Source organism: Arthrobacter sp. ES3-54 (genome assembly GCF_029504395.1).
GTDB lineage: Bacteria > Actinomycetota > Actinomycetes > Actinomycetales > Micrococcaceae > Arthrobacter.
Genome location: NZ_JAQFIF010000003.1, coordinates 470,517 through 497,128, shown reverse-complemented (window position 1 = coordinate 497,128; position 26,612 = coordinate 470,517). Strand labels below are relative to the sequence as shown.

At 68.4% G+C, this 26,612-nt stretch carries 27 protein-coding genes and 3 tRNA genes; 8 read left to right on the top strand and 22 right to left on the bottom strand.

Annotation, left to right across the window (positions count from 1 at the left end; all coding sequences use genetic code 11):
* Positions 1 to 67 precede the first annotated feature (67 nt).
* The 13 genes from M2428_RS08245 to M2428_RS08185 all read right to left on the bottom strand — a co-directional run bounded on the left by M2428_RS08245 (position 68) and on the right by M2428_RS08185 (position 7,497).
* Positions 68 to 322, bottom strand: coding sequence for a hypothetical protein (locus M2428_RS08245; RefSeq protein WP_277525471.1), 255 nt, complete (start codon positions 320 to 322; stop codon positions 68 to 70).
* A gap of 26 nt (positions 323 to 348) precedes the next feature.
* Positions 349 to 1,236: a carbohydrate ABC transporter permease gene (locus M2428_RS08240; protein WP_277525470.1), complete on the bottom strand. Its 888-nt coding sequence runs from the start codon at positions 1,234 to 1,236 to the stop codon at positions 349 to 351.
* Positions 1,233 to 2,270: a sugar ABC transporter permease gene (locus tag M2428_RS08235; RefSeq protein ID WP_277525469.1), complete on the bottom strand. Its 1,038-nt coding sequence runs from the start codon at positions 2,268 to 2,270 to the stop codon at positions 1,233 to 1,235. The genes M2428_RS08240 and M2428_RS08235 overlap by 4 nt, the downstream gene beginning before the upstream one ends.
* 7 nt (positions 2,271 to 2,277) lie before the next feature.
* Entirely contained in the window at positions 2,278 to 3,561 is a 1,284-nt protein-coding gene (locus tag M2428_RS08230; RefSeq protein ID WP_277525468.1) for an ABC transporter substrate-binding protein, read from the bottom strand.
* 148 nt (positions 3,562 to 3,709) lie between these two features.
* Positions 3,710 to 4,321, bottom strand: coding sequence for a hypothetical protein (locus M2428_RS08225; protein ID WP_277525467.1), 612 nt, complete (start codon positions 4,319 to 4,321; stop codon positions 3,710 to 3,712).
* On the bottom strand, positions 4,318 to 4,977 hold the full coding sequence (locus tag M2428_RS08220) for a DUF6286 domain-containing protein (protein ID WP_277525466.1): 660 nt from the start codon (positions 4,975 to 4,977) through the stop codon (positions 4,318 to 4,320). The genes M2428_RS08225 and M2428_RS08220 overlap by 4 nt, the downstream gene beginning before the upstream one ends.
* Entirely contained in the window at positions 4,974 to 5,357 is a 384-nt protein-coding gene (locus tag M2428_RS08215; RefSeq protein ID WP_277525465.1) for a hypothetical protein, read from the bottom strand. The genes M2428_RS08220 and M2428_RS08215 overlap by 4 nt, the downstream gene beginning before the upstream one ends.
* Complete coding sequence (locus tag M2428_RS08210) at positions 5,354 to 5,545, bottom strand: hypothetical protein (RefSeq protein WP_277525464.1); 192 nt, start codon at positions 5,543 to 5,545, stop codon at positions 5,354 to 5,356. Before M2428_RS08210 ends, M2428_RS08215 begins: the two co-directional genes overlap by 4 nt.
* A complete protein-coding gene (locus M2428_RS08205) occupies positions 5,542 to 6,093 on the bottom strand; it encodes an Asp23/Gls24 family envelope stress response protein (RefSeq protein ID WP_277525463.1) in 552 nt (183 codons plus the stop codon). The genes M2428_RS08210 and M2428_RS08205 overlap by 4 nt, the downstream gene beginning before the upstream one ends.
* Before the next feature lie 215 nt (positions 6,094 to 6,308).
* Complete coding sequence (locus tag M2428_RS08200) at positions 6,309 to 6,767, bottom strand: hypothetical protein (RefSeq protein ID WP_277525462.1); 459 nt, start codon at positions 6,765 to 6,767, stop codon at positions 6,309 to 6,311.
* A 345-nt stretch (positions 6,768 to 7,112) separates the two neighbouring features.
* Positions 7,113 to 7,188: transfer RNA gene (locus tag M2428_RS08195), tRNA-Phe, on the bottom strand.
* Between the two features lie 48 nt (positions 7,189 to 7,236).
* Positions 7,237 to 7,310, bottom strand: a tRNA-Asp gene (locus M2428_RS08190).
* Between the two features lie 114 nt (positions 7,311 to 7,424).
* A tRNA-Glu gene (locus M2428_RS08185) sits at positions 7,425 to 7,497 on the bottom strand.
* Between the two features lie 177 nt (positions 7,498 to 7,674).
* Here M2428_RS08185 and M2428_RS08180 point away from each other — a divergent pair.
* Positions 7,675 to 8,694: a PHP domain-containing protein gene (locus tag M2428_RS08180; RefSeq protein ID WP_277525461.1), complete on the top strand. Its 1,020-nt coding sequence runs from the start codon at positions 7,675 to 7,677 to the stop codon at positions 8,692 to 8,694.
* A 22-nt stretch (positions 8,695 to 8,716) separates the two neighbouring features.
* Here the strand turns inward: M2428_RS08180 and M2428_RS08175 are convergent, their stop codons facing one another.
* Positions 8,717 to 9,268 (bottom strand): isoprenylcysteine carboxylmethyltransferase family protein, encoded by a 552-nt coding sequence (locus M2428_RS08175; RefSeq protein WP_277525460.1) that lies wholly within the window; start codon positions 9,266 to 9,268, stop codon positions 8,717 to 8,719.
* A 122-nt stretch (positions 9,269 to 9,390) separates the two neighbouring features.
* Complete coding sequence (locus tag M2428_RS08170) at positions 9,391 to 9,993, bottom strand: LysE/ArgO family amino acid transporter (RefSeq protein ID WP_277525459.1); 603 nt, start codon at positions 9,991 to 9,993, stop codon at positions 9,391 to 9,393.
* Between the two features lie 68 nt (positions 9,994 to 10,061).
* On the opposite strand from M2428_RS08170, the gene M2428_RS08165 reads away from it, so the two are divergent.
* From M2428_RS08165 to M2428_RS08145, 5 genes are all read left to right on the top strand, one after another.
* Complete coding sequence (locus tag M2428_RS08165) at positions 10,062 to 10,943, top strand: ArgP/LysG family DNA-binding transcriptional regulator (RefSeq protein ID WP_277525458.1); 882 nt, start codon at positions 10,062 to 10,064, stop codon at positions 10,941 to 10,943.
* A gap of 86 nt (positions 10,944 to 11,029) precedes the next feature.
* Positions 11,030 to 12,010, top strand: a complete 981-nt coding sequence (locus M2428_RS08160) for a DMT family transporter (protein WP_277525457.1) — start codon at positions 11,030 to 11,032, stop codon at positions 12,008 to 12,010.
* A 9-nt stretch (positions 12,011 to 12,019) separates the two neighbouring features.
* Complete coding sequence (locus M2428_RS08155) at positions 12,020 to 12,481, top strand: metallopeptidase family protein (RefSeq protein WP_277525456.1); 462 nt, start codon at positions 12,020 to 12,022, stop codon at positions 12,479 to 12,481.
* A 10-nt stretch (positions 12,482 to 12,491) separates the two neighbouring features.
* Entirely contained in the window at positions 12,492 to 13,418 is a 927-nt protein-coding gene (locus M2428_RS08150; RefSeq protein WP_277525455.1) for a cation diffusion facilitator family transporter, read from the top strand.
* Positions 13,419 to 13,724: 306 nt separating this feature from the next.
* A complete protein-coding gene (locus M2428_RS08145; RefSeq protein ID WP_277525454.1) occupies positions 13,725 to 15,212 on the top strand; it encodes a C40 family peptidase in 1,488 nt (495 codons plus the stop codon).
* Positions 15,213 to 15,268: 56 nt separating this feature from the next.
* Here the strand turns inward: M2428_RS08145 and M2428_RS08140 are convergent, their stop codons facing one another.
* From M2428_RS08140 to M2428_RS08115, 6 genes are all read right to left on the bottom strand, one after another.
* Positions 15,269 to 16,018 (bottom strand): ABC transporter permease, encoded by a 750-nt coding sequence (locus M2428_RS08140; protein ID WP_277525536.1) that lies wholly within the window; start codon positions 16,016 to 16,018, stop codon positions 15,269 to 15,271.
* A 199-nt stretch (positions 16,019 to 16,217) separates the two neighbouring features.
* Positions 16,218 to 17,285 carry an ATP-binding cassette domain-containing protein gene (locus tag M2428_RS08135; RefSeq protein WP_277525453.1) on the bottom strand — a complete coding sequence of 356 codons (1,068 nt, stop codon included), beginning with the start codon at positions 17,283 to 17,285 and terminating at the stop codon, positions 16,218 to 16,220.
* A 51-nt stretch (positions 17,286 to 17,336) separates the two neighbouring features.
* Positions 17,337 to 18,431, bottom strand: a complete 1,095-nt coding sequence (locus M2428_RS08130; RefSeq protein ID WP_277525452.1) for a hypothetical protein — start codon at positions 18,429 to 18,431, stop codon at positions 17,337 to 17,339.
* Positions 18,432 to 18,540: 109 nt separating this feature from the next.
* Complete coding sequence (locus M2428_RS08125; RefSeq protein ID WP_277525451.1) at positions 18,541 to 19,365, bottom strand: hypothetical protein; 825 nt, start codon at positions 19,363 to 19,365, stop codon at positions 18,541 to 18,543.
* A gap of 8 nt (positions 19,366 to 19,373) precedes the next feature.
* Positions 19,374 to 22,139 carry a PEP/pyruvate-binding domain-containing protein gene (locus M2428_RS08120; RefSeq protein ID WP_277525450.1) on the bottom strand — a complete coding sequence of 922 codons (2,766 nt, stop codon included), beginning with the start codon at positions 22,137 to 22,139 and terminating at the stop codon, positions 19,374 to 19,376.
* Positions 22,140 to 22,182: 43 nt separating this feature from the next.
* Positions 22,183 to 23,220, bottom strand: coding sequence for a universal stress protein (locus tag M2428_RS08115; protein WP_277525449.1), 1,038 nt, complete (start codon positions 23,218 to 23,220; stop codon positions 22,183 to 22,185).
* Between the two features lie 473 nt (positions 23,221 to 23,693).
* Here M2428_RS08115 and M2428_RS08110 point away from each other — a divergent pair, with 473 nt between their 5' ends.
* Positions 23,694 to 24,323: an FAD-binding protein gene (locus M2428_RS08110; RefSeq protein WP_277525535.1), complete on the top strand. Its 630-nt coding sequence runs from the start codon at positions 23,694 to 23,696 to the stop codon at positions 24,321 to 24,323.
* 63 nt (positions 24,324 to 24,386) lie between these two features.
* Here M2428_RS08110 and M2428_RS08105 read toward each other — a convergent pair whose 3' ends face one another.
* Positions 24,387 to 24,980, bottom strand: coding sequence for a copper resistance CopC family protein (locus M2428_RS08105; RefSeq protein WP_277525448.1), 594 nt, complete (start codon positions 24,978 to 24,980; stop codon positions 24,387 to 24,389).
* 121 nt (positions 24,981 to 25,101) lie between these two features.
* Here M2428_RS08105 and M2428_RS08100 point away from each other — a divergent pair, with 121 nt between their 5' ends.
* Positions 25,102 to 26,544 (top strand): NCS2 family permease, encoded by a 1,443-nt coding sequence (locus M2428_RS08100; RefSeq protein ID WP_277525534.1) that lies wholly within the window; start codon positions 25,102 to 25,104, stop codon positions 26,542 to 26,544.
* Positions 26,545 to 26,612: the final 68 nt, after the last annotated feature.

The following is a 26,612-nucleotide window of genomic DNA, read 5'->3' as shown; positions in this document are numbered from 1 at the left end:
CGGCTGCCCGCAGACGTGCTGCGCCCGCCTCCCCCGCGGCAGATGAATAGTCCTGGCCCCTGGCTGGCTAGCGGCGCCGGCTGGCCGTCCGTCCGGGCAAACGCCGGCGCAGCCGGATCATCCCGTAGAGGGCCAGCAGCATGGCCAGCAGTCCCAGTGCCCAGAAGAGGGCCGGCTGGGCGGTCACCTCCATCCAGACGGTGACCACCAGCAGCACGACGGTCCAGAAGCCGAGGAACCCGATGATGATGTCGAAGTCCTCGCCGGAGCGCACCTTTCGACGCGTTGCCGGCACGTGGCCCAGGTTCTGATCGTCAGTCATGACGGATCCATCACTTGATGCCATCCTCACTTGACCGCGCCGGCGGTGAGGCCCGCGACGATCTTACGCTGGAATACCAGCACCAGGATGACCAAGGGAATGGTCACGATGGTGCCCGCCGCCATAATCGCGGTGTACGGGATCTGGTTGGGCTGCGCACCGGCGAAGCTGGCAATGGCCACGGTGACCGGCTGCGTTGCGTCGGACGAGAGCTGGCTGGCGATCAGGAATTCATTCCACGAGGAAATGAACGCCAGGATGGCCGTCGTGAAGATGGCCGGTGCGGCCAGCGGCATGATGACCTTCCGGAAGGCCTGTCCCTGCGTACAGCCGTCCACCCGCGCCGATTCCTCGAGCTCCCACGGCATCTCCCGGAAGAAGGAGGTCATGGTGTAGACCGTCAGCGGCAGCACGAACGAGATGTTCGGGATGATCAGGGCCTGGTAGGTACCCATCCAGCCGATGTTCGTGAAGAGCTGGAACAGTGGAGTGATGAGGGCGACGCCCGGGAACATGGAAGCCCCCAGGATGAAGCCCAGCACGAGGTACTTGAACTTGAAGTTCAAGCGGGCCAGGGCGTAGGCGGCAAACACGCCGATCACCAGCGAAACAATGGTGACGACGGCACCGATGAACAAGCTGTTGAGCAGTGCCTGGCCGAAGTGGTTGCCGAAGGACGTGTCGAACGCCGTCTTGAAGTTGTCCAGCGTCACGTGGGTCGGCAGGATCGAGGTGTCGTAGGTGTAGCCGACGTCGCGGAACGCCGTCACCACCATCCAGTAAGCCGGCGCCAGGCACCAGAAGAGGATCACGACCGCACTGATGTAGGTGCGACTCTGGGCCCACTTCTCGCGGTTCTGCGCGACCTTCCGCCCCCGGTCCTGCTCTGCGCGTAGTTCGGTCGCGGCGGTCATTTCTTCCCCTTACCTGCGCCGGTCTGCTGCTCCACCACGTTCGCTCCGAGGAAGCGTACGAAGATGAAAGCCACCAGAAAGATGATGATGAACGTGATGGTGGACAAAGCCGCCGCCGCGTTGAAGCCCTGCCTGATCTGGTTGATCACCAGGATGGAGAGCGTTGTGGTGTTGTTCGCTCCGCCCGTCAGGATGTACGGGAGGTCGAACATGCGCAGTGCGTCCAGGGTGCGGAACAGAATGGCCACCATGAGCGCCGGCTTCACCAGCGGCAGGGTGATCATCCGGAACCGCTGCCAGGCTGAGGCGCCGTCGACCTTGGCCGCCTCGTAAACTTCCGCGGGAATCATCTGCAGGCCGGCAAGAATCAACAGCGCCATGAACGGTGTGGTCTTCCAGACGTCCGCGATGATCACGGCCCATCTGGCCGGCCATTCGCTGCCTGTCCACAGGACGGTGGTGTTGAAGAGTTTGTTGCCGATGCCCTCGAAGGCGAAGATGAACAGCCACAGCTTGGCCGTAACGGCGGTGGGGATGGCCCACGGCACCAGGACAGCTGCGCGGACCAGGCTGCGGCCCTTGAAGGCACGTGCCATGATGACGGCCATCCAGAAGCCGAGCACCGTCTCCAGTGTCACTGTGACGATGGTGAAGAAGAAGGTGGTGCCGGTGGCGGACCAGAACTGCGCCCCGAGTGTGCCGGGAGGGCACTCTACGGTTCCGCCGCCCGGAGCCGGGCATTGCTGGAAGATCCAGTTGTAGTAGTTCGAGAGCCCTGCCGGGCCACCTTCAGTGAAGAGACCCGTGGCGGGGTCCAGACCGGCATCCTTCTGGAATGACATCACAATGGCGGTGATGATCGGGTAAACGATCACCACTGACAATGCGAGGATAGTCGGCGCCAGCAGCCATGCTGCCCAGCGCCCCTGCGTCGCGATGCGGTTGTCCTCCCCGACACCCTTGGGTGCGTGGTGGATCGGTGCCCCGCCCGACGCCGGTGCCTTGACCGACGTCGGGCCTACTTCAGTTGCCATGATGGACCTACTGTCCCGCGCTAGCGGACTCGATGGACTTCTGCATGTCAGACAGTGCCGCGTCCACGGTCTTCTCGCCCTTGATGGCCGCGTACGCGTTTTCCTGGATGGCCTTGGTGACGGCCGGGTAGAACGGGGTAACCGGGCGCGGCACAGCGTTCTCGATCGAGGTCTTCAGGACCGGCAGGTACGGCAGCTTGGCGACGAGCTCCTTGTCGTCGTAGAGCGTGCCGATCACCGGAGCGAGCGAACCCTGGGTGGCGAAGAACTTCTGGGTCTCTTCCGTGGTGAGGAACTTCAGGAAGTCCAGTGCCGTGGCCTTGTTCTTCGAGTAGACGCTGACCGCGGCGCTGTGGCCGCCGAGGGACGAAGCGCCCGGACCGTCCGTGCCCGGGAGGGCCGTCATGCCGAGAACATCCTTGACCTTCGAGGAACCTTCGGTGGTGGCCAGGTTGTAGACGTATGGCCAGTTGCGCAGGAACAGCAGCTTGCCGTCCTGGAACGCCTGGCGGCTTTCCTCTTCCTGGAAGGTGATGGCTTCCTTCGGGATCTCGCCGGCCGCGTAGGCCTTGGTCAGGTTTTCGAGGCCTGCCTTCGCCTCAGGGGTGTTCAGGCTGGGCTTGCCGTCCTGGTCCAGCACGGATCCGCCGGCCGAGTTGATCGCCTCGGAGGCGTTGACGGTCAGTCCCTCGTATTTCTTGAACTGGCCGGAGTAGCAGCCGATGTTGTTGGTCTTGGCGATGGAGCACATGCTCATCATCTCGGCCCAGGTCTTCGGGGGCGTGGGGACCAGATCCTTGCGGTAGTACAGGATGCCGCCGTCGGATGATTCCGGCGCCGCGTAAAGCGTGCCCTTGTAGGATGCGGCCTCGACGGTCGGCTTCAGCATGGCGGAGGTATCCAGCGCCATCTTGTCCTTGAGCGGCTGCAGCCAGCCCTTCGCAGCGAATTCCGCGGTCCAGACGACGTCGACGCTCGCAACATCGTAGCCGGGGTCCTTGGCCTGGAAGTGCTGGACGAGGTCGTCGTGCTGCTGGTCGGCCTGGTCGGTCTGCTCCTTGAAGGTGACCTTCTCGTTCGGGTGGGCCGCGTTCCACTTGTCGATCAGCGGGCGGACCACGTTGCTGTTGTCCTTGCCCTGAACGTAAGTGATGGGGCCGCGCCCGTCCAGGCCCTGCGAGGCGGCGTCGCTGCCGCTGGTAGTGCCGCCACCTCCGCCGCCACACGCCGAAAGGGTGATAGCCAAAATGCCTGCCGTGGCGACGGGAAGAAGGAAATTGCGGGTTTTCATACTGGAGTGCTCCTCGCTGAGTACCGGTGAAAAACGGCCGTACTGTTGGTGTGCCGACCATCACAGTAATCAACAGACCCTGCTGATGCAAGCGTTTACATCAAACCTTTATGCAAAGGAGATTCCGCGGCCCCGGCGGGGAGCCGCCTCAGCGGACCCGCTCGGCCCGGCCAAACCGCGACCGCGCCCCGGATCCGATGTGGATCAGGACGGGGGTGCGCTTGCCGATCACCGCGTCGAGCGCCTCTACCAGGGAAGAGACCTCGGCGGCCAGCGCGTGCGGGGCGACGCCCTGGCGGGGCTCCACCCAAATCCTGAGGGACGGCTCCCCCTTGATCTCGTAGGCGGCCACCGTGACGCCGGCGAGGTCGGGGCGATCCGCGAGGGCCGCACGGAGCGCCTGCTCCGCCACGCCGTGGCCGATTCCGACATTGCCCGGCGCGTCGCCCGGGTCCTCCTCGGCCACGAGCAGGCTGGTCCGGCCCTTGCCCTGCTGGGCAATCCAGGCCACCATCAGGCCAAGCACCACCACCAGGACAAAGCAGATGACAAGCCACAGCCAGCTACCTTGGCGGCGGGGGAACTGCGTCCGTTCGAACAAATCGAGCCAGAAGTTCAGGACGCTGCCCGCCCACTCATGCCACCACACGCCGACGGCGGGAACGGTCGCCAGCAGCACCAAGAGGACGCCAAAGGCGAGAAGCGTGACGCCAAGGATGCCGATCAGGATGCGGTTCAGGACCCGGGGAGTGTTGTTCATGCCCCCACCACCCCCGCCGTGGACACCTGGATCCGCACTTCCGGCATCGGCCACGGGCCCATTTCCTGCAGCTCATGCCGCACGGCGTCAAGGACGGCGTCCGGGCGCAGCGGCACGCCGGAGGTCGGCCGGACGTTGACCATGACCCGGTTCCGCGACACGACCACCATCACCTGCTCCTGACTCACGTTGGCGGCCAGCCGGGCCCGGCGCGCCAGGGCCGCGGCAATCACCTCATCGTCCACCACGACGGCGGCCCGGCGGTCCGGGAGCAGGTGGCGCGCCCGCCGCCCCGGCAGCACGGCGTTGAGGAAGAAAAACAATCCGACCATGGCGATCACGGCGCCGGTGACGACGAGTAGTAGCGGCCCGATTCCGGCCGGGAGCGCGACCACCCGCTCGGCCGCGGTCTGCGGATCCACGAGCCACGGCGGCTGCCCGATCGCCTGGACAGCGGTCTCGAGCAGCGCATAACCGCACACCGCCATCACCAGGGCGGCCGCGATCACGGAGACGACAGCCCGCGATGAGTGCGTCTCTCGTTTCAAAATACGGTCCATACCCGCGGCACCGGAACCTAGCGGCGCGCTCCCGGGCACCGCGTCGGCGTCGTGCGCGCCGGAACCGAGACCGGCGTTCTGGGTGTCCTGGCTCAATGCACCCGACCTCCCCCGCGCACGCTGGCCCCGCTGATGCGGATGTCCACCCGGCTCAGCTGCGCTCCGGTCAGCTCGGTCACGCGGCCCAGGATCTGGGCTTTGGCGGCGACAGCACGGTCCCAGATGGAACCGCCAAAGCCAGCGACGCGGCCGGGATCCCGCAGGACCATCGTGAGGTTCGGGACCGCGACGGGCATGACCAGCGAAAGCGCGAGCAGCCCGTCATCGTCTGACCACTCGGCGCGCACGTCGTGCGCCGGCACCCCGAGGGCCTCACCCGCGGCCGCCCGGGCCACGCTCGTCAGGGCCTGGGTGCTGATGCGGTTGTGCCCGGCCATCGCGGTGCCGCGGATCGGCGTTTCAGCCGTCATGTTCATGAGGAGGAACGCCGGCCCGTGAGGGCGTCAAACACGCTGCGCAGGTCCAGCTTCCCCTCTGCGGCGCGGCCCAAGAGGGCGCCGATGCCCATGAACAACAGGGCACCGAGGAAGCCCCAGACGCCGAACTGGAAGGACATGAAAGCCGCGAAGGCCCCCATGGCGATTCCCACTACCGTCAGACTCATTGGATTGCCTCCCTGGCCGGCCGGGCCTCGGCGGACACGGCGGGTTTGACCGGGCCGGGCACATAAACGTCATTGATCTCGATATTTACTTCGATCACCTCGAGCCCCACCAGTTCCTCGACGGCGGAGTAGACGGCGGCGCGGATCTGGTCCGCGAGGGCATGCAGGGGGGTGCCGTACACCGCGACAAGGTCGATGTCCACGGCGACCTGAGTTTCGCCGACTTCCACGCGGACGCCCGCTGCGTGATCGGCGCTGCCGACGGCGTCGCGGATGGCCCCGAGGGCGCGTGACGGCGCTGATCCCAACGAGTAGACGCCGGGTACGGACCGGGCGGCGATGCCCGCGACCTTGGCGACGGCGGCTTCCGATATGATCGTGCGGCCGGTGCCGGCCGGCACGGACAGGCCGTCACCGGGCAGACCGGCCGCATGATTGGCAACGTGCTGGCGGGCGACGGGCAGACCGGCTGCCGGACCGGCGACGGGCAGACCGGCCGCAGGACCGGCTGCCGGACCGGCAACGGGCTGAGAATTCTGGTATTCCATAACGCACTCCCCCTTCTCTTTGACACCACCCTAGTCCCTGCCTCGGGCCGCGCGGGGGAATCTTGCGGCGCCCGTTCCCAGGGCCGCCGCAGGTGAGGGCCATGGGAACGGGCCTGTGCATCAGGGAGCAGGCATCCGGAGCAGGACTGGCGTCCGCCGGTCAGCGGCGCGACATCAGCCGGGAGCCAGTGCGGGCGATGGCCCGGTCAAACTTCCTAATTGCAGTTGGTGGCGATCCAGGTTGTTACGGGCGCCATGGCGGCCTGGAGCTTGCCGCTGGAGAAGACAGTCTGGTCGGTGACGCCCGCGACGGCCACCTCTTTGAGGTTGGCGAAGTCGGTCTTGAGGCTGTCCGGGACGCGCCCGGCCGTCTCGGCCAGGTCCGCTTTGAACTGTTCCAGCTCCGCGGTCTTGCCCTGGGCGGCCGACAGCGGAAGGAGCGTGGCGCCGGTGGCCTGCTCTGAGATCTTGGTGCACGCCTCGGCGGCGCTGGAGAAGCTGCCAAAGGGGCCGGACGTTGCGCTGGGGCTCGGCGTGGCAGAGGCGGAAGCAGTTGATGAAGCCGCGGCGGACGACGGCGCACTGCCGGCCTGGGGGGCCGAGCAACCGGTGAGGACGAGGGCGGCGAGAAACGCGGCGGCGGTGAGAGGACGGGCAATATTCTTCGAAATCACGTTGCAGAATCACTTTTCGGTTGAGATTGCGCCGCCCGCCCGGACCGGGCTGCCGGCGGCCTTGGTGTTCTTTCCCCAGCGTGCGAGTCTAGCCCGGCCAGCGGTCGGGCCCCCAACCGGTCCGCGCCGTCGGTGGCCCCAATCGGTCGCCGCCGTCGGTGGCCCCAATCGGTCGCCGCAGTCGCCCGCCCGTCGACGCAGCCCCGGCCTACCCGTCGATGCAGCCCGGCCTACCCGTCGTTTGCTCCGCAACTGCCCTTTTGACCCCTCAGAATGGCAGTTACGGAGCAATTGACGGTGTTAAAGAAGAAAAGCACCAGTTCTCAATGAACTGATGCTTCCCAGTGGTGGCTCCGACCGGCGTCGATCCGGTGACCTTTCGATTTTCAGTCGAACGCTCTACCAACTGAGCTACAGAGCCTAGGTGACATGTCACCTTGATGGCCGGAATTTCTTCCGGCAATCAGAGCGACCCTGACGGGACTTGAACCCGCGACCTCCGCCGTGACAGGGCGGCGCGCTAACCAACTGCGCTACAGGGCCTTGCTTTTTACTGCTTGTATTGCGTGTTTCTTGCTGTCTGCGGTATCGCTACCGCAAATTTTCAAGGCCTTTAGCCTACCAGACTTTTCCATCCGGTTTGACCAGTTCCTTGCGTACCCCCAACGGGATTCGAACCCGTGCCGCCGCCGTGAAAGGGCGGTGTCCTAGGCCGCTAGACGATGGGGGCCAGGACGCCATCCGGTTGAACATCTCAGGGCAAAAATTAAGGGCCGAAGCCTGTCGTTTTTGTCCTTTCGGGTTCCTCCGAACTGGACTATAAAACTATAAGGGCAGACCCCCGGATTATCCAAAATCTGGCCCCCGCCGGTGCAAGACGGGTGCAGGGTGGGTGCAAGATGGACGGATGGATGCCGTTGATGCCCTCAATGAGATTGCGTTCTGGCTGGAACGCGAGCTCGCCCCCACCTTCAAGATCCAAGCATTCCGCAAGGCAGCCGGGATTATCGGCGCCCTGGACCCGGACGAGGTCGCGGCGCGGGCACGCAACGGCAGGCTGAAAAGCATGAAGGGGATCGGGGACAGAACTTTCGAAGTCATCAGGCAGGCGGTCGACGGCGGCGTGCCCGACTATCTTGAGGGCCTGCGGCAACGCGGGCAGCAGCCCCTCGCGACCGGCGGCGCCGAACTGCGCTCCGCCCTCCGCGGGGACCTGCACAGTCACAGCGATTGGTCCGACGGCGGGTCCCCGATCGCACTCATGGCTGACGCCGCTAGGACCCTGGGCCGGGACTACCTCGCCCTGACAGACCACTCCCCTAACCTCAAGATCGCCAACGGCCTGAGCGCCGAGCGCCTTCGGGAACAGCTGGCCGTTGTTGCGGAGATCAACGGGGACAACGGGGACTTCCGCCTCCTGACCGGAATCGAGGTGGACATCCTGGAGGGCGGCAGCCTGGACCAGTCCCCGGACATGCTGGAGCAGCTGGACATCGTGGTGGCGAGCGTCCACTCGAAGCTCCGTTCTGACCGGCGCACCATGACCGACAGGATGCTGGGCGCCATCAACGATCCTCATATGAACGTCCTCGGCCACTGCACCGGCCGGCTGCTGCAGGGCTCGAGGGGAACCCGGCCGCAGTCCGAGTTCGACGCAGAGCGCGTGTTCGCCGCGTGCGCCGAGAAGAACGTGGCCGTCGAGATCAATTCCCGCCCCGAACGGCAGGATCCGCCGGACGACTTGATCCGGCTGGCCCTCGACGCCGGCTGCCTCTTCAGCATCGACAGTGACGCCCATGCGCCGGGCCAGCTGGATTTCCTGCAATACGGCGCTGAGCGCGCGGCCGCGAACGGCGTGCCCGCCGAGCGGATCGTCACCACCTGGCCACTGGATCGGCTGCTGGAGTGGGCCCGACGGGGAAAGTAGCGGCGCCGGCCGGGCCCGCGCCCTAGCCTTCGCCCCGGGACGGTTCCGGACCCTCGGGCCGCCACGGCCTGAGCCTGGGCAGCCAGCGCGGGACGTTACGGCGGTACTCCTCGTAGGCCGGGCCGAACTTCCGGGTCAGAGCCGGCTCCTCGTACAGCCGGACGAACGCGACCACCTGGACGGCGCCGATGCCCAGGGCCACAAAGAGCTTCGGCTGGCCAAGCAGGAGTCCCTGCCCGGCGATGGCCGCCGCAACGGACACGTACATCGGGTTCCGCACGTACCGGTAGAGCCCGCCAACCACCAGCTTCTTGGGCGGGGCGAATGGCGCGGGGGTCCCGATGCCCTCCACGGCGAAATGCACAAAGGAGTTCGCGATCACCGCCGCGCCCGCGCCGATCAGCAGGGCGCCGGTGATCTGCGCGGGCACCCCGCCGGGGACCGGGGAGGCCACTTCCCAGCGGGTCAGAAGCCACGGCACTACGCCGGCGGCCGTTGCGGGGGCAACAGCGAAGGCAGCTGTACCGATGGCTGCACGCTTTCTTTCGCGGGCTGAAGCCGGTGATGGAGTCATACCGGCAATCGTTACCCCGCCACATTCAGCGGACAAGGGCCTACCGGCCCGTGGCTGAGTGCCGGCTCCGGAAGCAGCTTGCGCTTCCGGCCTCGAGCGTCGGCGAAACGGCGGGCAGTCGCTCAGGCAAGCAGCAGCACGGCAAGAGTGACCATCACGACGGCGATTCCGGCGTCCAGCACCCGCCAAGCCGCCCGGCGCCGGAACAGGGACGTCAGGAAACGCGCCCCCGCACCGAGGGCGGTGAACCAGGCAATGCTTCCCAGGCCGGCCCCTGCGGCGAACCACCAGCGGCCGGCATCGCCCTGGGCCGCGGCGAGGGACCCGAGCAGCAACACCGTGTCCAAATAGACGTGCGGGTTCAGCCATGTGAAGGCCAGGCAGGTGCCCAGCACGGCGGCCCGGCCGCCGGCCGGCTTCTCGCCAGGATTCTCCAGCTGTTCCCCCCGGACCGCACGCCAGGCCGCGAGCGCTCCGTAGACGAGGAGGAACGCGGCCCCGATCCACCGGATCACCACGAGGGCAGCGGGCGCCCGGTCCAGGAGGACACCGACGCCCGCGACGCCCAGCAGAATCAGCACGAGGTCCGAAACCGCGCAGACTGCCACCACCATGACGACGTGGGAGCGCTGGATGCCCTGGCGGAGGACAAAGGCGTTCTGCGCGCCGATGGCAACGATGAGGGACAGTCCGGCGGAGAGGCCGGAAAACAGGGGGAGGATCACCACTCCACGGTAGGGGCCCACCGAAGATGAAGCCAGTTAAAGTTTCTGCTGATACATAAGATGAACTAATGATGGAAATTTCCCCCGAGCAGGCCCGGACGCTGGCAGCAATTCTCACGCACGGGAGCTTCGACGCCGCAGCAGCCCACCTGTCCGTGACGCCCTCGGCCATCAGCCAGCGTGTCCGGGCCCTCGAGGCCGCCGTCGGCCGGCCCGTCCTGACCCGCGCGCGGCCGCCCGGGCTCACGGAGTCCGGCGAGGCCGTGGTGCGGTTCGCCCGGCAGCTGGAGTTGCTCTCCGCGGACCTGGCCGAGGAACTGCAGCCGGAGCAACGCCGCGGGGGAACTCGCCTGACCCTGGTGATCAACAGCGATTCACTGCACACCTGGGCGTTGGCCGGGCTCGCCGCGGCCAGTGAAAACGTCCAGCTGGAGATCCTGCGCGAGGACCAGGAGCACTCGCTGGACCTGCTGCGCGCCGGCGCCGCCGCTGCCGCCATCACCGAGACAGCCAAGCCAGTGCCCGGCTGCTCGTCCAGCAAGCTGGGCATCATGCGCTATTTTCCGGTGTGCGCTCCGGACTTCACCCGCCGCTGGTTTGGGCCCGGGGTGAGCGCCGCGACGCTGGCCGCGGCTCCCGTTGTGGTCTTTGACCGCAAGGACGATCTGCAGGACCGCTGGCTGCGCCGGTTCAGCCGCGCAGCCCTGCAGCCGCCGCGCCACTATGTGCCGGCCGCCCAGGAGTTTGGCGATGCCATCCGCTGGGGCATGGGCTGGGGCATGATGCCCGAGCTCGAAGTCGGCGAAGATCTGGAGACCGGCAGGCTCGAGACGCTCTCTGCCCGCGCGCACGTGGACGTCGCCCTCTACTGGCAGCAGTGGCGACGCGGCTCGGCGGCGCTGACCGACGTCGCGAACGCTGTCCGGGCGGCGGCGCGGGTCCTCCGCTGAGGCCGTCCGGCATGTTGGCAGGATCTCGACTAGACGCGACCGATCTCCGCCAGTACTGACCGCGCGGGAACGGCTAGATTGGCAGCATGGCAACAACCGCAGCATCCGGCCCCACTCCGTCCGCAGGCCCCCACGAAGGGTCTCCGCTCGCCGCACACGCACCCGCCCCGCAACCCGCGCCCGCCTCTCCCCGACAGCCGGCCCCGATCAGCCGGCTCGGCATCGCCGCCGTCGTGGTCACCGTGGTCCTGTGGGCCTCGGCATTCGTGGGCATCCGGGCCGTGGGCCCGAGCTTCTCCCCCGGCTCCCTGACGCTCGGCCGCCTGGCGGTTGCCGCCGTCGTGCTGGGCCTGCTGGTGGTGCCGAAGCTCAGGGGGCTGCCCCGGGGCCGCGAATGGTGGCCCATTTTGGCTTACGGCGTCATGTGGTTCGGCGGCTACAACGTGGCCCTGAACGCCGCCGAGCACATGCTCGACGCCGGCACGGCCGCCCTGCTGATCAACGTCAACCCCATCCTGGTCGCCGTGATGGCCGGCGTGATCCTGAAAGAGGGCTTCCCGCGCTGGCTGATCATCGGCAGCCTGATCGCCTTTGGCGGCGTGGCCCTGATTGCGCTTGGTTCCGGCCAGCGGTCGACGGCGGACGTGGCCGGTGTGTTGCTGTGCCTGCTCGCGGCCGCGCTGGCCGCCGTGAGCGTGATCGTCCAAAAGCCGGTGCTCCGCAAGTTTCCGGCCGCCCAGGCCACGTGGTTCGGCATCATGGTGGGCGCCGTCTGCTGCCTGCCCTTCAGCGGCCAGTTGATCACCGAAGTGCAGGCCGCTCCCCTGCCGGCCACGCTGGGTCTGGTCTATCTGGGCATCTTCCCGACTGCGATCGCGTTCACCACGTGGGCCTACGCGCTCTCCCTCATTGACGCGGGGCGCCTCGCCGCCACCACCTACCTGGTCCCTGGCACCACAATCCTGATCTCTTGGCTGGTTTTGGGCGAGATTCCGACCATCTGGGGCCTGGTGGGCGGCGTGATCTGCCTCGTGGGCGTGGGGCTGACCCGGCGCCGGTCCCGCTAGAGTTTCCCTATGCGCTCATCCCTCCCGCCCGGCCTGCCGATCGTTCCGAACGGCGGGGACGGCAGTGACGGCGGGGACGGTGGTGACAGCCCGGCTGACGGGCCCTTCCCGATGTCCGAGGCCGATTTCGAGGCTGCGGTGAGTGACGCCCTGGGCCGGATCCCGCCGGAGCTGGCGAAGACAATGAGCAATGTCGCGATCTTCATCGAGGACGACTACACCCCGCAGCCCGGCGAGGATCCGGACACCGTGTTGCTGGGGCTCTATGAGGGTGTTCCCCTGACCGAGCGGGACTCCTGGTGGGACGCCGGCTCACTGCCGGACCGGATCACGATCTTTCGCCAGCCCATCCTGGACATCTGCGCCTCCCGGGAGGACGTGATCGAGGAAGTCACCGTCACCGTGGTGCATGAGATCGCCCACCACTTCGGCATCAGCGACGCGCGCCTGCACGAGCTTGGCTGGGGATAGCCTTGTAGGCATGGGACACGACCACAGCCACTCGCACGGCATCACTGCCACTGGCACAGCGAAGCACCGCAAGCGCCTGGTCGCCGTCCTGGCGATCACGCTCGCCGTGGTGCTCCTCCAGACGATTGGCGCCGTGGTCTCCGGGTCCCTGGCCCTGCTCGCCGACGCCGGGCACATGCTCTCCGACGCCGCCGGCGTCTTCATCGCCCTGCTGGCCGCGTGGATCGCCACCCGGCCCGCCAGCGATCTGCGCACCTACGGTTACCAGCGCGCCGAGGTCCTGGCGGCGCTGGCAAACGCCCTGGTCCTGATCGTCATCTCGGTGGTGATCTTCACCGAGGCCATCCGCCGGCTCGGCTCAACCCCCGAGGTCCACACCGACATCATGCTCGCAGCGGCCATCCTCGGCGCCGTCGCCAACCTGGTATCGCTGCTGATCCTGCGCGGCGCCCAGAAGGAGAGCCTGAATGTCCGCGGCGCCTACCTGGAGGTCCTGGGGGATCTGCTGGGGTCCTTTGCCGTCATTGCGGCGGCGCTGGTCATCATGGTCACCGGGTTCCAGGCTGCAGACACCATTGCGTCGATCCTCATCGCCCTCATGATCCTGCCCCGGGCCTGGCACCTGCTGCGCGACGTCGTGGACGTGCTCCTCGAGGCCACCCCCAAGGGCGTGGACGTTCAGATGATCCGCGAGCACATCCTCTCCGTGGACGGAGTGGTATCCGTCCACGACATCCACATCTGGACCATCACCTCCGGCGTCCCCGTCTTCTCCGCCCACGTGGTGGTGGAGGACGCGGCGCTCAGTGCCCGGGGCGCCGACCGGGTCCTCGACAAACTCACCAGCTGCCTGGGCTCCCATTTCGACACCGAACACTGCACATTCCAGCTCGAGCCCGTCACGCATTCGGAGCACGAGTCGCACCAGCACGCCTGACCCGGGCACCAGCGTGCGGGAGCCCCGGCAGCGCCGTGCGGCGATCGGCCGGGTCCGGCCGGGTGCGTCAGCGCCGTGCGGGTATCCCCGCGTCCGGGATGCCGCCGCGGCTGGCTGCCAGCACGACACACCCCTCGCATGCGTGGCCAAATGACACCAGTGTTGTTTATGTTATTCATGTGACTCGTGTTGCCAAAGTGACCTTTGGCACGTAGCCTCATGCCTGCTGGGTGATCCGCAGAGGGGCTTGAACGCGCCAAAATCCGACCTCGCTCATTCCAGCCTGACACTTCGCGAGGTTTGCCCATGAGTTGGACCGGATCCGGTCGCAAGACGGCTGTGCTCTGCACCGCCGTCGTCCTCCTTGGAACGCTCGCGCTCCCGGCACAGGCCACACCACTGACTTCCGCATTCGGGCGCGTACAGCTGCCAGCGGCCGGCCAGGTTCCGGCGTCGCCGGAGATCCCCTCACCGGAAGAGATCGCGGCCGCCAAGTCCAGCGAAAGCGCGACGGCGGCGGAGGTCACCAGGATCGACGGGCTCCTGGCCGACGCCTCGGCCGGCCAGGAAGCCAGCCTCGCCGCGTCCCTGCAAGCAAACAATGCCTACGGCGAGGCCCTCGTGGAGCTGGCTACGCGCCGTGACACGGCGGCTGTGGCGGCCGCCAGGGCTGCCGCCGCCGAAGCGGAACAGGCCAAGTCCCGCAAGCAGATCGGCCAGCTGGCCGGGGATCTGTACCGCAACGGCGGACTGAATCCTGCGCTCAGCAGCTTTGTCAGCGGCAGCGGACAGGCCCTCGAAGATGCAGCCACGCTGGAGGCTGTAACGGCCGGACGCGCGCGGGCGTTTCAGTCCGCGGAAACCGCGGCCGCCGCAGCAAAGTCACTGACGGAAGCCGCAGCGGACGCCAACCGCGCCGCGGACGAGGCCGCCGCGACCGCGGAAGACCGCAAGGTCGACGCCGACCGCGCCACCGCGGCCCAGCGCCAGGCCGTGACGGAAGCCAAAGCACAGCGCAGCGCGCTGGTAGACCAGCTGGCAAACCTTAAGAACACCACCGCGGCACTGGAATCGGCCCGGGTGGACGCCCTCGACCGCCAGCGCCAGCAGGAGCGGCTGGCGGCACTGACCGCGGCGGCCGCGGCGACGCCGCAGCCGGCCACGGACTCCCAGCCTGCCCCGGCATCACCGCGAGGGGACGATTCGGCCGCACAGCAGCCGGCAGCTCCGGCTCCGGCCCAAGTGCCGGCGGCTCCCGTTCCGGCACCGGCTCCAGCACCCGCGCCAGCCCCAGCACCCGCACCCGCACCGGTACACGCGTCCGCGCCGGCCCCCGAACCCGCGCCTGCTCCGGCGCCGATTCACGTTCCGGTTCCGGCGCCTGTCCCAGTACCTGCGCCCGTGCCGGCGCCGATTTCCGGCGGCTCGAACCAGACCGCGATTTCAGTTGCGCTGGGCAAGACAGGATCGCCCTTCTACTACCAGTACGGCGGAACCGGGGCCCGTGGGTTTGACTGCTCGGGCCTGGTGCAGAATGCGTTCGCCGCTGCCGGCAAATACCTGCCCCGCACTGCCTCCCAGCAGTTCGCGCAGGCCCCCGTCCACGTCCCGCTCTCCCAGGCCCGGCCTGGCGATTTGCTCGTCTGGGGCTCGGCCCCGGGTTTCTACCACGTGGCCATCTACGTCGGTGGCGGCCGCGTGGTTCAGGCTCTCAATCCCGACGCCGGCATCACCGTGACCGATGTTGCGGCCATGTCCGGGATGCAGCTCTACGGCTACGTGGCCCGCTACTGAGACCCTGTCCTGGGACCCGGTCCTAGGACGCGGTCCTGGTCCGGCCTGGCCGGCGGCTAGGAGAGCACGTCCTTGGTGATGAACCTGCAGTAGGCCAGTGCGCCGAAGACGGCGATGTAGCCGCCCTGCAAGACGGCGTTGCCGGCAAAGGCGTCCCAGGAAACCGGCTGGCGGAGCAGATCGCCGAAGTCCAGCCAGTAGTGGCTGAACAGCCAGGGATGCAGCGACCCAAGCTGCGGCAGCGCGTCCAGGACCTGGGCCACGACCGAGAGCACCACGGTGGCCGCCATGGCCCCGACCGGAACGTCCGTCAGGGTCGAGATGAACAGGCCGATCGCCGACAACCCCAGCAGTGAAACCGCCAGGTAGGCGGCGATCAGCAGGAGCCGGACCACTGCCTCGCCGGGCTCGATCGTGTCGCCGGAAAGCAGGGTCACCGGGCCCACAGGGAAGAGCGCTGCGCCGATTCCGGCCCCGGTCAGGGCCACCACGAGCGGGGCAACGAGCACGAACAGAGCCGTCCCGGCATATTTGACGATCAATAGACGGATCCGCCCGGCCGGGGCCACGAGCAGGTAGCGCAGGGTTCCCAGCCCGGCCTCGCCGGCGATCGTGTCTCCGGCCACGACGCCGACGGTGAGCGGCAGGAACAGCGGCACGGAGACCACCATGGCCGTGACGCCCACGAACAGGCCGTTCTGGGCGATCCGGTCCAGGAAGGCGGGCCCGCGGCCCGGCGGCACGGCCGAGGAGACCCGCACCGCCACGGCGATCAGGACCGGGATGGCCGCCAGCGCGCACAACATGGCCCACGTCCTACGGCGGCGGAACAGCACGCCGAGCTCGGAGGCCAGCAGTCCGCGGGTCAGGGATCCGCGCCGGACCGGCGGGCCGCCTGCCCCGACGTCGCCGCCTGCGCCTGCGGCCGCTCCACTGCGGCCGCCCGCCGGGGCGACTGATGGGCCGGCTGATGGGTCGGCTGGTGGATCGCCCAAAGATGGGCTGTTATTGGACAACGTCGAACCCCTCCCCCGTCAATGCCACAAACCGGTCCTCGAGGCTGGCCTGTTCGGTCGCGAAGCCGCGGACACGGACCCCGGCCGCCACGAGGGCCGCCACCACAGCTTCCGGCTCCACGGCCAGAGCCGATCCCTGGTCTTCCCGGGCTGCCGCACCTGGCGGAGCCGCAGGCAGTGCCGCGAACAGGGCCGCGTCCGTTCCGGAGCCAGCGGCACCGGAACCCGTGCCTGCGGAAGTGCGGCCGTCGGCACTCAAGGTCAGGCCCAGGCCCGTCAGCACCTGCGCCGCGGTGCCCGGATCCGGGGTCAGCACGCGGATCCTGGCCTGGCCCGCCCCACGCAGTTCCGCCAGGGTTCCCTGCGCCACAAGCCGGCCCGCGCTCATAATGGCCGCATGCGTGCAGATCTGCTCGACCTCGGCCAGCAAGTGGCTGGAGACGAACACCGTAGCGCCGTCCGCGGCGAGCGATCGCACCAGGCTCCGCACTTCACGGGTGCCCTGGGGATCCAGCCCATTGGTGGGCTCGTCCAGCACCAGGAGCTCCCGCGGAACGAGCAGGGCGTTGGCGATCCCCAGCCGCTGCTTCATGCCCAGCGAATAGGCCCGGACCAGCTTGTCCGCGGCGTGCGTCAAACCGACCCGTTCCAGGGCTGACTGGACCCGGGCGCGCCGCGTTGCCGCCGAACCGTGGGGGTCCGCGGCGTCCATGCGGCGCAGGTTGGCCGCGCCGGAGAGGAACGGGTAGAACGCCGGTCCCTCGACCAGCGCCCCGACCCGGGGAAGCACGCCAGCCAGTTTCCGGGGCATCTCCTCGCCCAGGACGCGCATGGAGCCGCCGCTGGCCGTGGCCAGGCCGAGCAGGAGCCTGATGGTGGTGGTCTTCCCCGAGCCGTTCGGGCCCAGAAAGCCGAAGACCGCGCCTTTCGGCACGGCCAGATCGACGCCGTTGACAGCCAACTGCTGGCCGAACCGTTTGGTCAGGCCCTTGGTCTCAATGCTCAGCTCGCTGCTGTTCTCGATGCTCGGCTCGGCCCCCGGCCCGGCGACGCTCACGCGGCCGTCACCGGAGGGTCACCCGACCGTCGCCGGATACCGCGCCCATCATCACTTCTGCGCGGCAGCGGCCTGGAGCCGCTCCAGTGGCACGGAGCCGGCGACGACCCGGCCGTCGTCGAGCACCAAAACGTTCACCAGCGCCGTGGACAGGAGCCGGCCGCCCTGGACCGGAACGGTGGCCTGTTCAAGCAGGGCCGGGGCCTTGGCGTCCGAGGCGGGACCGGCCGTTCCCGCCGGGAACTCAACCACCGAGTCCCAGCCGGAGCCGGTGACGGCAGGCTTGCGGGCGCTGTCCTTGGCTGCCGGCGCCGCAGCGTTCCCGGCATCGTTCCCGCGCTTGTGCTCCGGCACTGGGATTTCCTGGACGGTGGCGCCCGGCGGTGGGCTGAACGTGAAGACCGACGCGTCGGGGGCCCCGAGCGTCAGGCTCGTGTAGGTTACGCGGAAGGCGGGATCCGCCTGTCCGCGGGCCTTGATCTCGACGCCCAGTGGCAGCCCGGTCTGGCCGTCGACGGCTACGGCGATGGACCCGACCAGCGTCGCATCGGATTTCGGCGTCAGCACCAGGTTGTAGGCGGCCCGGCCGGCGACCTGGACGTCGGCGCCCACCGTCACGTCGGTGCCCGGTTCGATCTTGGCCAGGAGCATCGTGGCGAGCTGGTCCGGGGTGGCCGTAGCGTCCCTGCCGTCGCCGCGATGGTTGGCGGCGCCCGCCGGGTTGGCCGGGAGCTGGAGATGGGAGGCCGTGTTGTCCTTGGAGTTGTAGAACCAAACCTCGTTGCCGTGGCGGACGGCGTTGCGTTCAGCCAGCCGGTCCATCACTTGGATACGGGCGTTGTCCGGGCCGTCGCGATAGACCCGAGCGGTGTGCGGACCTGTCAGCAGTTCGAGCCAGGCGGTGCTGGACGAGTCCGGGCCGGTACCGGTCTTGGGGAGCTCGGGAAGACCGAGCTCGGAGGACTGTTCCAGGGTTCCGGAGAGGGCAGGCGTGCGGTGCTGGGCGATCAACTGCAGGACCTGCTCCGGCGTCTTGGTCGGCAGGGGATCCCCGGCGCTGGCGGGCAGGGATCCGGCCAGCGCGCCGGCGGCAATGACGGCAGGAACGGCGACGGCGGGCAGCCAGCGCAGCCATTTGCGCGTCATCGTGACCGCGCCCCGGGAAGAGATGATCCAAATATCCGCGTCTGAGGTATGCGCGCTTCAGTGCAGCTCATAGGTCAACAGTACGCCTGGCCCCGGCAGCCCGGTTGCCCTACTTCAACACATTGATGGTCAGTTCCACAGCGCCCAGCAGGAGCGCGAGCACGGAGGTGCCCAGGCCCGCCACGAGCAGCAGACCGGGATGGGCGAGACCCACCACCACCCGCCTCAGCCGCGGCCTGCCCCGCAGGAACTTCTTGGGCACGGTGCCCGGTTCCGGCGCTTGTTTCCAGCCCCGGAGCCGGCGCAGGAACCAGGCGCAGCGGATGATGAAGGCCAGCCACAGCACGGAGACCACCAGCGGGATCGCGGCGAGCAGGAGGTTGAAGCCCACCGCGGTGACCTCGCGCTCGGACGCCCCGACGAGCGACTGAAGGGTGGTCGAGATCGAGGCGCTCATGACCACGGACACGCCCCACACGAGGAAGGCGGCAACCAAGGCAAGGAAGCGGACGAAAAAGTGGCCCAGGACCGTGTCCCGGCGGGGCTTCAGGTAGCGGCGCGGGGTGGCGTGCAGAAGGGCGATGGTTGCCAGCAGCGTCGGCAGGGCGGCCATGCCGACCAGCACATACCAGGACCAGCCGGCCAGATCCAGGAATTCATCGGCCACGATCAGCGCTGCCCAGAACCCGGCCCACGCCCAGCCGGCCGTGAGCGGCCGCTCCACGAGCCACGCCGGCAGCCGCGCGTCCGGGTCCGCCTCCGGGTTTGCGGGCACGGGAGTTCCGGCCGCGGGACTTTCGGAGCGGGGGGCTCCGGAGCCGGGGTTCTCGGAGCGGGGGTTTTCGGGCGGCCGGGTGTCAGGTACCGGGGTGCCCGCGGCGGGAATTTCGGTGGTCCCGGGTTCCTGGCCCTCGGAACCGCGAACTTCGCTCATGGCCAGCGTCACCCTGCCGGCGTCACCGTGCCGGCGGCGCCGTCGAGCGTAAGGTTGTCGCCTGTGGCGACCCTCGTGGTCGCGTCGGGGACCCCCACCACCGCGGGGATCCCGTATTCCCTTGCCACGACGGCGCCGTGGGAGTTGGGCCCGCCCATTTCCATCACGAGGCCGCCGGCGGTCAGGAACAGCGGCGTCCAGCCGGGATCCGTGGAGGGCGCCACGAGGATCTCGCCCGGTTCCAGGCGCGCGCCCTGGGGGTCCAGGATCACGCGGGCCCGGGCCGTGACGGTCCCGGCCGACGCCGGCGTGCCGGAGAGCTGCCCCGCGCCGCCGTCAGCGCCCGCCGGGCCCCGGCCGTCGGCGCCAGACCGAGGAGCGCCGGTCCGCACAGCGTTGGTCTGCACTACGTTGGTCTGCACTGCCTCGGGCTCAGTGCCGTCCGAGAGCAGCACGCGGGGAATGTGCCGGCGGCCCAGTTCAGCCGCGTAAGCCTCCCGGCGCTGCGCCACCACACCCTGCAGCGCGTCGCCGCCCAGCCCCCGGTGCGCCTCGGTCAGGTCAACAAAGAAGATATCGTCCGCCGCATCGATAGCCCCGGCCGCGGCGAGTTCCGCGCCCACGGCCGCAAGCTGCTGGCGGACGGCACTGAGCGCTTCAACGAGATGGTACTTGGGCAGTTCACGCAGGCCCGCGAACATTCGGGTCCGGCGCAGCGCTGCCCGTACCAGGGCACCCCGCAGGCGGCTGCGCTGCCCGGCCGCAGCCACAAGCCGCCCTACCTGCGCCTCAGCCTCGCGCGCCGCCTTGCCGAACTGCCGGTCGGGTGCCAGGGCCGGGTCATCCACGCGCAGATAGTTGGCCAGGACCCCGAGGATGTGGGTCGGGTCGTCAGACCAGCGGGGCATTCCGACGTCGATCTCCGCCACGGCGCGGTGGCCGTACCGGCCCAAGAAGTCCGAAAGCCCGGATTGCACGACGCCGGGAAGATCCGCTGCCCGGTAACGCCGGGCTATCTCAGGCAATGCGGCTTCCTTGAACACGGCCACTGACGCCGGGTCGTCGCGGATCGCGGTAGCCAGCGCCCAGAGGTCCAGGTCCATCTCGGTAGTCACGTTGTTGGGCAGGCCCCGCAGGACTTCCTGCAGCGCCCCGTTCCCGGGATCCCCTGCGAGTTTTCCGGCGAGGGCGAGCAAGGCGAACCCCAATGCGGGCAGCGGCAGGATGGCGGGAACCACGGCAAAGACGCGCTGGCCAAGGATCCGCTCAACGTGGTCCAGGCGCTGCGCGGCGGTGGCGCCGGCAGGCACCGCGATTGCGGCCCTGAGCTGTTCGCCCACACGGTCGGCCCGGCGCAGCGCCTGCTCGGGCCGGATGAGGCCGCGGATCAGGGTCTCCGGGACTCTGGCCCGCGCCGCCACCGGAACGACGTGGCGCAGGAGCGGCCACGGCGATCTGATGGTGACGGAGAACCTGGAATCGGCGAAAAGGTTGCGCAGCACGGCCGCGGAGCGCGCCTCCATGACGTCGAATACCCGGGGGACGATCGCACGCCCGGCCTTGCTTCGGACGACGGGCGTGAGATCGAAGAAAATGCGCTGACCGGCCTCCGCGTACGGCGCGGGTCCGTCACGGGGCACCGGCACCGGGAAATGCGCCGCCCCCGCGACCGAGGACGCAATCAGCCGGATCCCGGCGAGGCCCATAGGCGTCAGGGGCCGGGTCAGCCCCTGGGCCAGGCTGAAGCACAGGTAAACGCGCGGCACGGGCCCGGACGGCGGCCTGTCCGGCATCGGATACAGCGTGGTGATGGGCCTGGACTGGGTCAGCCACACGGCGCCGTCCTGGCCGATGGCCCATTCGAGGTCCTGCGGCGAACCGAAGTGCACTTCCGCGCGGCGGCCCAGGAGCTCGAGCGCGGCCAGTTGGGTATCGTCCAGGCTGGGCGCCAACCCTGCGCTGGGTTGCGCCACCCGCTCGGTTCCGCCGCCGGGTAGTGGCCGGATGAGCATGCCCTTATCCCCAAGTCGCCGCTCGAGGATCCGTCCTGTGGCGCCGTCGAGCACGAAGTGGTCCGGGTTGACGGCCCCGGACACCACGGCCTCGCCCAGCCCCGGGCTGGCGTCGATGACGGCCTCGTGCCGCCGGCCGGTCACAGGGTTGGCCGTGAACAGCACCCCGGCCACGGCCGCGTCCACCATGCGCTGGACGACCACCGCGAGGGACACCGCCGAGGGCTCGATCCCCTGCACCGCCCGATACGTCACCGCACGGTCTGTCCACAGCGAGGCCCAGCATTGGCGGACGGCAGCCAGCACGGCATCTGCGCCGACCACGTTCAGGAACGTGTCCTGCTGGCCGGCGAAACTGGCGAACGGCAGGTCTTCGGCCGTCGCGGAGGACCGCACCGCTACCGGGGTGTCCGCGCCCAGCGCCGCATACGCGGCGCGCACGGCGGCGTCGATGCCGGCGGGGACATCGGCGTCGAGCACCAGCGCGCGGGCCTTCTCGGCAAGGGAAGCCAGCCCTGCCAGATCATCGGGGGCGGTCGCGGCGAGGGCCCAGTGTACGTCCGCCAGCTCCAGGGATGCTGTGGCGTCCAGGTAGGCCCTGGTGGTCAGGCAGAAGCCGGCCGGAACCGGAAGGCCGGCACGTGCCAGCTCGCCCAGGTTGGCCGCCTTGCCGCCGACCTTGGCCAGCATGTCCTGGCCAAGGCGTTCCAAGGCCAGGACCGGCCAGTCCTCGGCAGGGTCCGACTCCCCGGGGTGCTCCATCCGCAAACCGTCCTTCCGACGCCGGACCTGTGGCCTCGGGACTTTAGGAGTCGCCGAGCATCGGGCCGAAGCTGGCCCTGTCCGCCAGCCGCGGGTCGTCGCGGTCCGGCACCACCATGACCGGCCCCTTGGCGTGGTGGAGGACGCCGTCGGACGTGGAGCCCAGCAGCATTCCGGCGAAGCCGCCGCGCCCGCGCGTGCCGACCACCACGAGTTCCACGTGCCGGCTGGCGTCGACGAGGATGTCGACGGGAGAGCCGTCTACGAGCTGTGTCTCCACTTGGAGCGCGGGGAAGTGGCTCCGCAGCCAGGCCACGCCGGCGTCGAGCTGGACCTTAATGTCGGCGAACAAGGCATCGCGGTCCATCGGGGTGGGCACCCATGCCAGCGAGCCGGTGTACTGCGGCACGGCGCACACCACCCGCAGCCGGGCGGAGAGCCGTTCGGTCTGGGCTGCCGCCTCCAGCACCGCGACGCGGGCCTGCTCCGAGCCGTCGACGCCGACCACCACGACGTTTTCAATCGGCTGGCGGCCCAGTTTCGCCCGTTCGGCCAGGACATGCTTGTCGTCCGTGGTTTCGCCCAGCCGGTCCGCGCAGATCAGCGGCACGGTCACGGTGGGGCACTTCGCGTGGGCGGGCAGCGCGCTGCTGACGGAGCCGAGCAGCCGGCCCACGAAGCCGCCGCGGCCGCGGGTCCCGAACACCAGAAGCTCCGCGGTTTCGCTGATTTCCAGCAGCACACCGGACGCGTCGCCGTTTTCGACGGAGGCGTCGACATCGATGTTGTAACCCGCGATCTTGTCGAGGGCGTGCTTGAGAATGGCCTCGGCGCCCTCCCGGATCACGGAGTCGTCCACCGTGGCGTAGCCGCCGTCGAGCCCGGAAGCGGCGAAGATCGGCACCGAATAGGCGGTCACGATGTGCAGCGGGCGGCGGCGGCGCTCTGCCTCGCGGGCTGCCCACACCAGCGCGCAATGGCTGTGGTCCGAGCCATCCACTCCCACAACGATTCCCCGGGGAGGCGCCGGTTCGCCGCCGGCCTCCCATGCCGGGTCCGGATGCACCTGTTCACGGCCCATTGGGTCCGCCTCCTCGCGATTCTTGCCTGATGTTGCGGCTATTCTGCCAGAAGTACCGCCGCCCGGCGTCCACCGGCGAGGCGACCCGGAATCTGCGTGCAGGAACCCCTGATTTTCCTCACTATTCTCGGTTAATTGCGAACATTCAAGACGGCGGCCGGGCGGCCCTGGCGGGCCGCGGCCGAAGGATTTACGCAGAGTTAACACGCCGTTTCGCGGCGCGGATTCCCGGGCTTCCGGGCCGGTTTCCGAGGGGTACGGGGCCGGGAAACTCCGGAAATCCGGGACCACACCCAATGTCCTACCTCCCCTATCCATGGACGGGAATCTTAGGTATCCTTCGAGGCACTGCTGAACCGAGACTGGTATTTCAGAACGCAACCGCTGGGGTTGCCGAACCAGGCCTAGGTCAGCGTCCGGGGTATTTCCCCGCGACTGGCACCATTTCAAGGAGGTACCCTGCAGTGTCGAGCATGCCTTTGTACGGCGGGATTGAGCGGACCACCGCCGTAGTCATCGGAACGGGGCTCTCCGGCCTGGCTGTCGCCAGCGAGCTCCAACGCCGCGGTGTTGCGTCCATCATTGTGGACGGGCTCGACCTCTTGGGTGCCGGCCATCCGGCCAACACGTCCTCGCTCCAGCGCTGCGACGCGGCGGACGCCGCCAGCCTGAGGGAGCGCAACGAAATCCTGCGGCACCTGCGCAACTACGCCGCAAACCACAAGCTTGATGTACGGAACAACATCCGCGCACAGCAGCTGGACCTCCTTGAAACCGGCACGGACGGCTCCCCCACTGGGAAGTGGGCCGTCCAGACCCCGGGCGGCGTCCTTCTGGCCGACCATCTTGTCCTGACCCGCTGCGCCCACAGCCAACTGCGCCGCATGCTCTCGGACCTTGGCATGGCAGCCGGACAGAACCTCATGGCGGCGATGCATGCCCTCGGGATGTACCTCGTGGGGGTAGGCGAGCTGATTACGCCGACGCCCAAGGAAGTCCTGCGTCAGGCCAAAGTGGTGGGGCAGGCGATCTCCGCCAAGGTCCACCCCCATGGCTTCCCCACGCTGCTGCCGGCCGGCTTTGCCCTGGCTGCTCCCGCTTAGCCGGAGCCGGCCTGCCCGCCGGTTCCGCGGTTTTCCAGATGCTGCTCTGGGTCAGGAGTTGGGTCAGCTTTCTGTATCGCTGCCGTCGTCCGGCGTGAGGCGGCGTTTGGCCATCACGCCCAGGGCCACCAGGATGCCGACCCCCACGGCGACGAAAATCATGACGCTCCAGGGGAACTGCTCCGACCCAGCCGGCGCAGGGGCCGGCGCCGGGGTAGTGCCCGGCTGGGCGGTGCCCATCGTGGGGACTGCGGGAGCCGACGTCGGGCCTGCTGCAGCCGCCGTCGCGGTGAAGGTGAAGCTGCCCTCGATCGGGTGGCCGTCGGAGCTGGCCACCCGCCAGTGCACGGTGTACTTCCCGGCAGGGGCGCCGGACTTCAGCTTCTGCGCAGCGACATTGTCCACGATCGCCACGGGGCCGTCCGCCCAGTTGGCGCCCGTGGCGTCGTTGACCAGGATCTGCGATCCCAGGGCGAGCGGATTGTGGTTGAAAGTGACCGAAACCTGCTCCGGCGGTGCCGCGACGGTTGCTCCGGAAGCCGGGCTGGTGGACTCCGCTGTGTCGTGCGCCGACGCCGGGCTCACGGCTCCCAGCAGGATGGCCACGAGGACGACGGCGCCCAGCAGGGCAGTGCGAAGCTGGCGGATACGGCGCATGGGCGGGCTACTCCTAGTGTTGGCTTCCTTACAGACTAGGCGAAAACGCAGGGATGGCCGTTGGGCTCCAAATAGGATATAGGCAGAACCCATCACTCCCGGAGGACTAATGCAAGACCTAATGCTCAAGCAAGGCTCCGCACTCGACCGGTATTTCAAGGTATCCGAGCGGGGGTCGAACTTCTCGCGCGAGATCCGCGGAGGGTTCGCCACGTTCTTCGCCATGAGCTACATCGTGGTGCTGAATCCGCTGATCCTCTCCGGGCCGGACTCCACGGGCGCGACCCTCGGCTTCCCCGCCGTCGCAGCCGTCACCGCCTTCGTGGCCGGCATCCTCACCATCTTGATGGGCGCCTGGGCCAAGCATCCCTTCGCCCTGGCCACCGGGCTCGGCGTCAACGCGTTCGTCGCCGTCACCGTGGCCACGAACCCCGGACTGTCCTGGCCGGACATGATGGGCCTGGTGATGCTTTCGGGCATCACCATGCTGATCCTGGTCCTCACCGGTTTCCGGACGGCTGTGTTCAAGGCCGTTCCCGAGGGGCTGAAGACCGCGATCGTGGTGGGCATCGGCCTGTTCATCGCCCTGATCGGGCTCGTCAACGCGGGTTTCGTGCGCCGCATCCCGGATGTCGCCGGCACCACCGTTCCGGTCGGTCTGGGCTTCGACGGCAAGCTCCTGGGCTGGCCCACGTTCGTGTTTGTCTTCGGCCTGGTCCTGACCATCGCGCTCGTGGTCCGCAAGGTCAAGGGCGCCATCCTGATCGGCATCGTCGCCTCCACCATCCTGTCCGTGATCCTGGAATCCATCCTTCACATCGGGCCCAGCTTTGACGGCACGAACCACAACCCGCAGGGCTGGTCCCTCGTGGCCCCGACGTTCTCCGAATGGGCTGCCCCGGACCTGTCCCTGATCGGCCAGGCCAACCCATTCGGCGCCTTTGAGCACCTCGGCTTCGTCGCGGCGAGCTTGCTGGCGTTCGTGATCCTGCTCAGCATCTTCTTCGATGCCATGGGCACGATGGTGGGCCTGGCCACCGAGGCCGGCACCATCGACAAAGAGGGCAACATCCCCAACGTCGACCGCGTGCTGCAGGTGGACGCCCTGGGCGCGATCATCGGCGGCGGCGCCTCAGTTTCGTCGAACCAGATCTACGTCGAATCCGGTGCCGGCATCGGCGAAGGAGCACGCACCGGCCTGGCTTCCGTCGTCACCGGCCTGCTGTTCCTCGTGGCCATGTTCTTCACCCCGCTGATCAACCTTGTGCCGTTCGAGGCCGTGGCCCCCGCACTCGTGATCGTCGGCTTCATGATGGTCTCCCAGGTGGGCAAGATCGACTGGCAGGACTGGGGCATTGCGATCCCGGCCTTCCTGACGTTCACCCTCATGCCATTCACCTACTCGATCGCCAACGGCCTGGGCGCGGGCTTCATCACCTTCGTGCTGATCCGCCTGTTCCAGGGCCGGGCCCGCGAGGTGCACCCGCTCATGTGGGCTGTGGCAGCCGCGTTCCTGCTGTTCTTCGCGATCGGTCCGATCGAGGCCGCCCTCGGGATTCACTAAGTCCTGCTCCGGCCCTTCCCGCCCGCCGAGACGGCACTTCGCGGCAGTGTTTCCCGAAAACATTGCCG

Coding starts and splice junctions, on each gene's coding strand:
- M2428_RS08125 (WP_277525451.1), bottom strand. CDS start 19,365: ATGAGCGAAGTTCGCGGTTCCGAGGGCCAGGAACCCGGGACCACCGAA.
- M2428_RS08215 (WP_277525465.1), bottom strand. CDS start 5,357: ATGAACATGACGGCTGAAACGCCGATCCGCGGCACCGCGATGGCCGGG.
- M2428_RS08105 (WP_277525448.1), bottom strand. CDS start 24,980: ATGCGCCGTATCCGCCAGCTTCGCACTGCCCTGCTGGGCGCCGTCGTC.
- M2428_RS08110 (WP_277525535.1), top strand. CDS start 23,694: ATGCCTTTGTACGGCGGGATTGAGCGGACCACCGCCGTAGTCATCGGA.
- M2428_RS08150 (WP_277525455.1), top strand. CDS start 12,492: ATGGGACACGACCACAGCCACTCGCACGGCATCACTGCCACTGGCACA.
- M2428_RS08165 (WP_277525458.1), top strand. CDS start 10,062: ATGATGGAAATTTCCCCCGAGCAGGCCCGGACGCTGGCAGCAATTCTC.
- M2428_RS08175 (WP_277525460.1), bottom strand. CDS start 9,268: ATGACTCCATCACCGGCTTCAGCCCGCGAAAGAAAGCGTGCAGCCATC.
- M2428_RS08160 (WP_277525457.1), top strand. CDS start 11,030: ATGGCAACAACCGCAGCATCCGGCCCCACTCCGTCCGCAGGCCCCCAC.
- M2428_RS08140 (WP_277525536.1), bottom strand. CDS start 16,018: ATGTTGTGCGCGCTGGCGGCCATCCCGGTCCTGATCGCCGTGGCGGTG.
- M2428_RS08210 (WP_277525464.1), bottom strand. CDS start 5,545: ATGAGTCTGACGGTAGTGGGAATCGCCATGGGGGCCTTCGCGGCTTTC.
- M2428_RS08145 (WP_277525454.1), top strand. CDS start 13,725: ATGAGTTGGACCGGATCCGGTCGCAAGACGGCTGTGCTCTGCACCGCC.
- M2428_RS08155 (WP_277525456.1), top strand. CDS start 12,020: ATGCGCTCATCCCTCCCGCCCGGCCTGCCGATCGTTCCGAACGGCGGG.
- M2428_RS08115 (WP_277525449.1), bottom strand. CDS start 23,220: ATGGGCCGTGAACAGGTGCATCCGGACCCGGCATGGGAGGCCGGCGGC.
- M2428_RS08230 (WP_277525468.1), bottom strand. CDS start 3,561: ATGAAAACCCGCAATTTCCTTCTTCCCGTCGCCACGGCAGGCATTTTG.
- M2428_RS08245 (WP_277525471.1), bottom strand. CDS start 322: ATGACTGACGATCAGAACCTGGGCCACGTGCCGGCAACGCGTCGAAAG.
- M2428_RS08180 (WP_277525461.1), top strand. CDS start 7,675: ATGGATGCCGTTGATGCCCTCAATGAGATTGCGTTCTGGCTGGAACGC.
- M2428_RS08130 (WP_277525452.1), bottom strand. CDS start 18,431: ATGACGCGCAAATGGCTGCGCTGGCTGCCCGCCGTCGCCGTTCCTGCC.
- M2428_RS08235 (WP_277525469.1), bottom strand. CDS start 2,270: ATGGCAACTGAAGTAGGCCCGACGTCGGTCAAGGCACCGGCGTCGGGC.
- M2428_RS08240 (WP_277525470.1), bottom strand. CDS start 1,236: ATGACCGCCGCGACCGAACTACGCGCAGAGCAGGACCGGGGGCGGAAG.
- M2428_RS08205 (WP_277525463.1), bottom strand. CDS start 6,093: ATGGAATACCAGAATTCTCAGCCCGTTGCCGGTCCGGCAGCCGGTCCT.
- M2428_RS08225 (WP_277525467.1), bottom strand. CDS start 4,321: ATGAACAACACTCCCCGGGTCCTGAACCGCATCCTGATCGGCATCCTT.
- M2428_RS08100 (WP_277525534.1), top strand. CDS start 25,102: ATGCTCAAGCAAGGCTCCGCACTCGACCGGTATTTCAAGGTATCCGAG.
- M2428_RS08120 (WP_277525450.1), bottom strand. CDS start 22,139: ATGGAGCACCCCGGGGAGTCGGACCCTGCCGAGGACTGGCCGGTCCTG.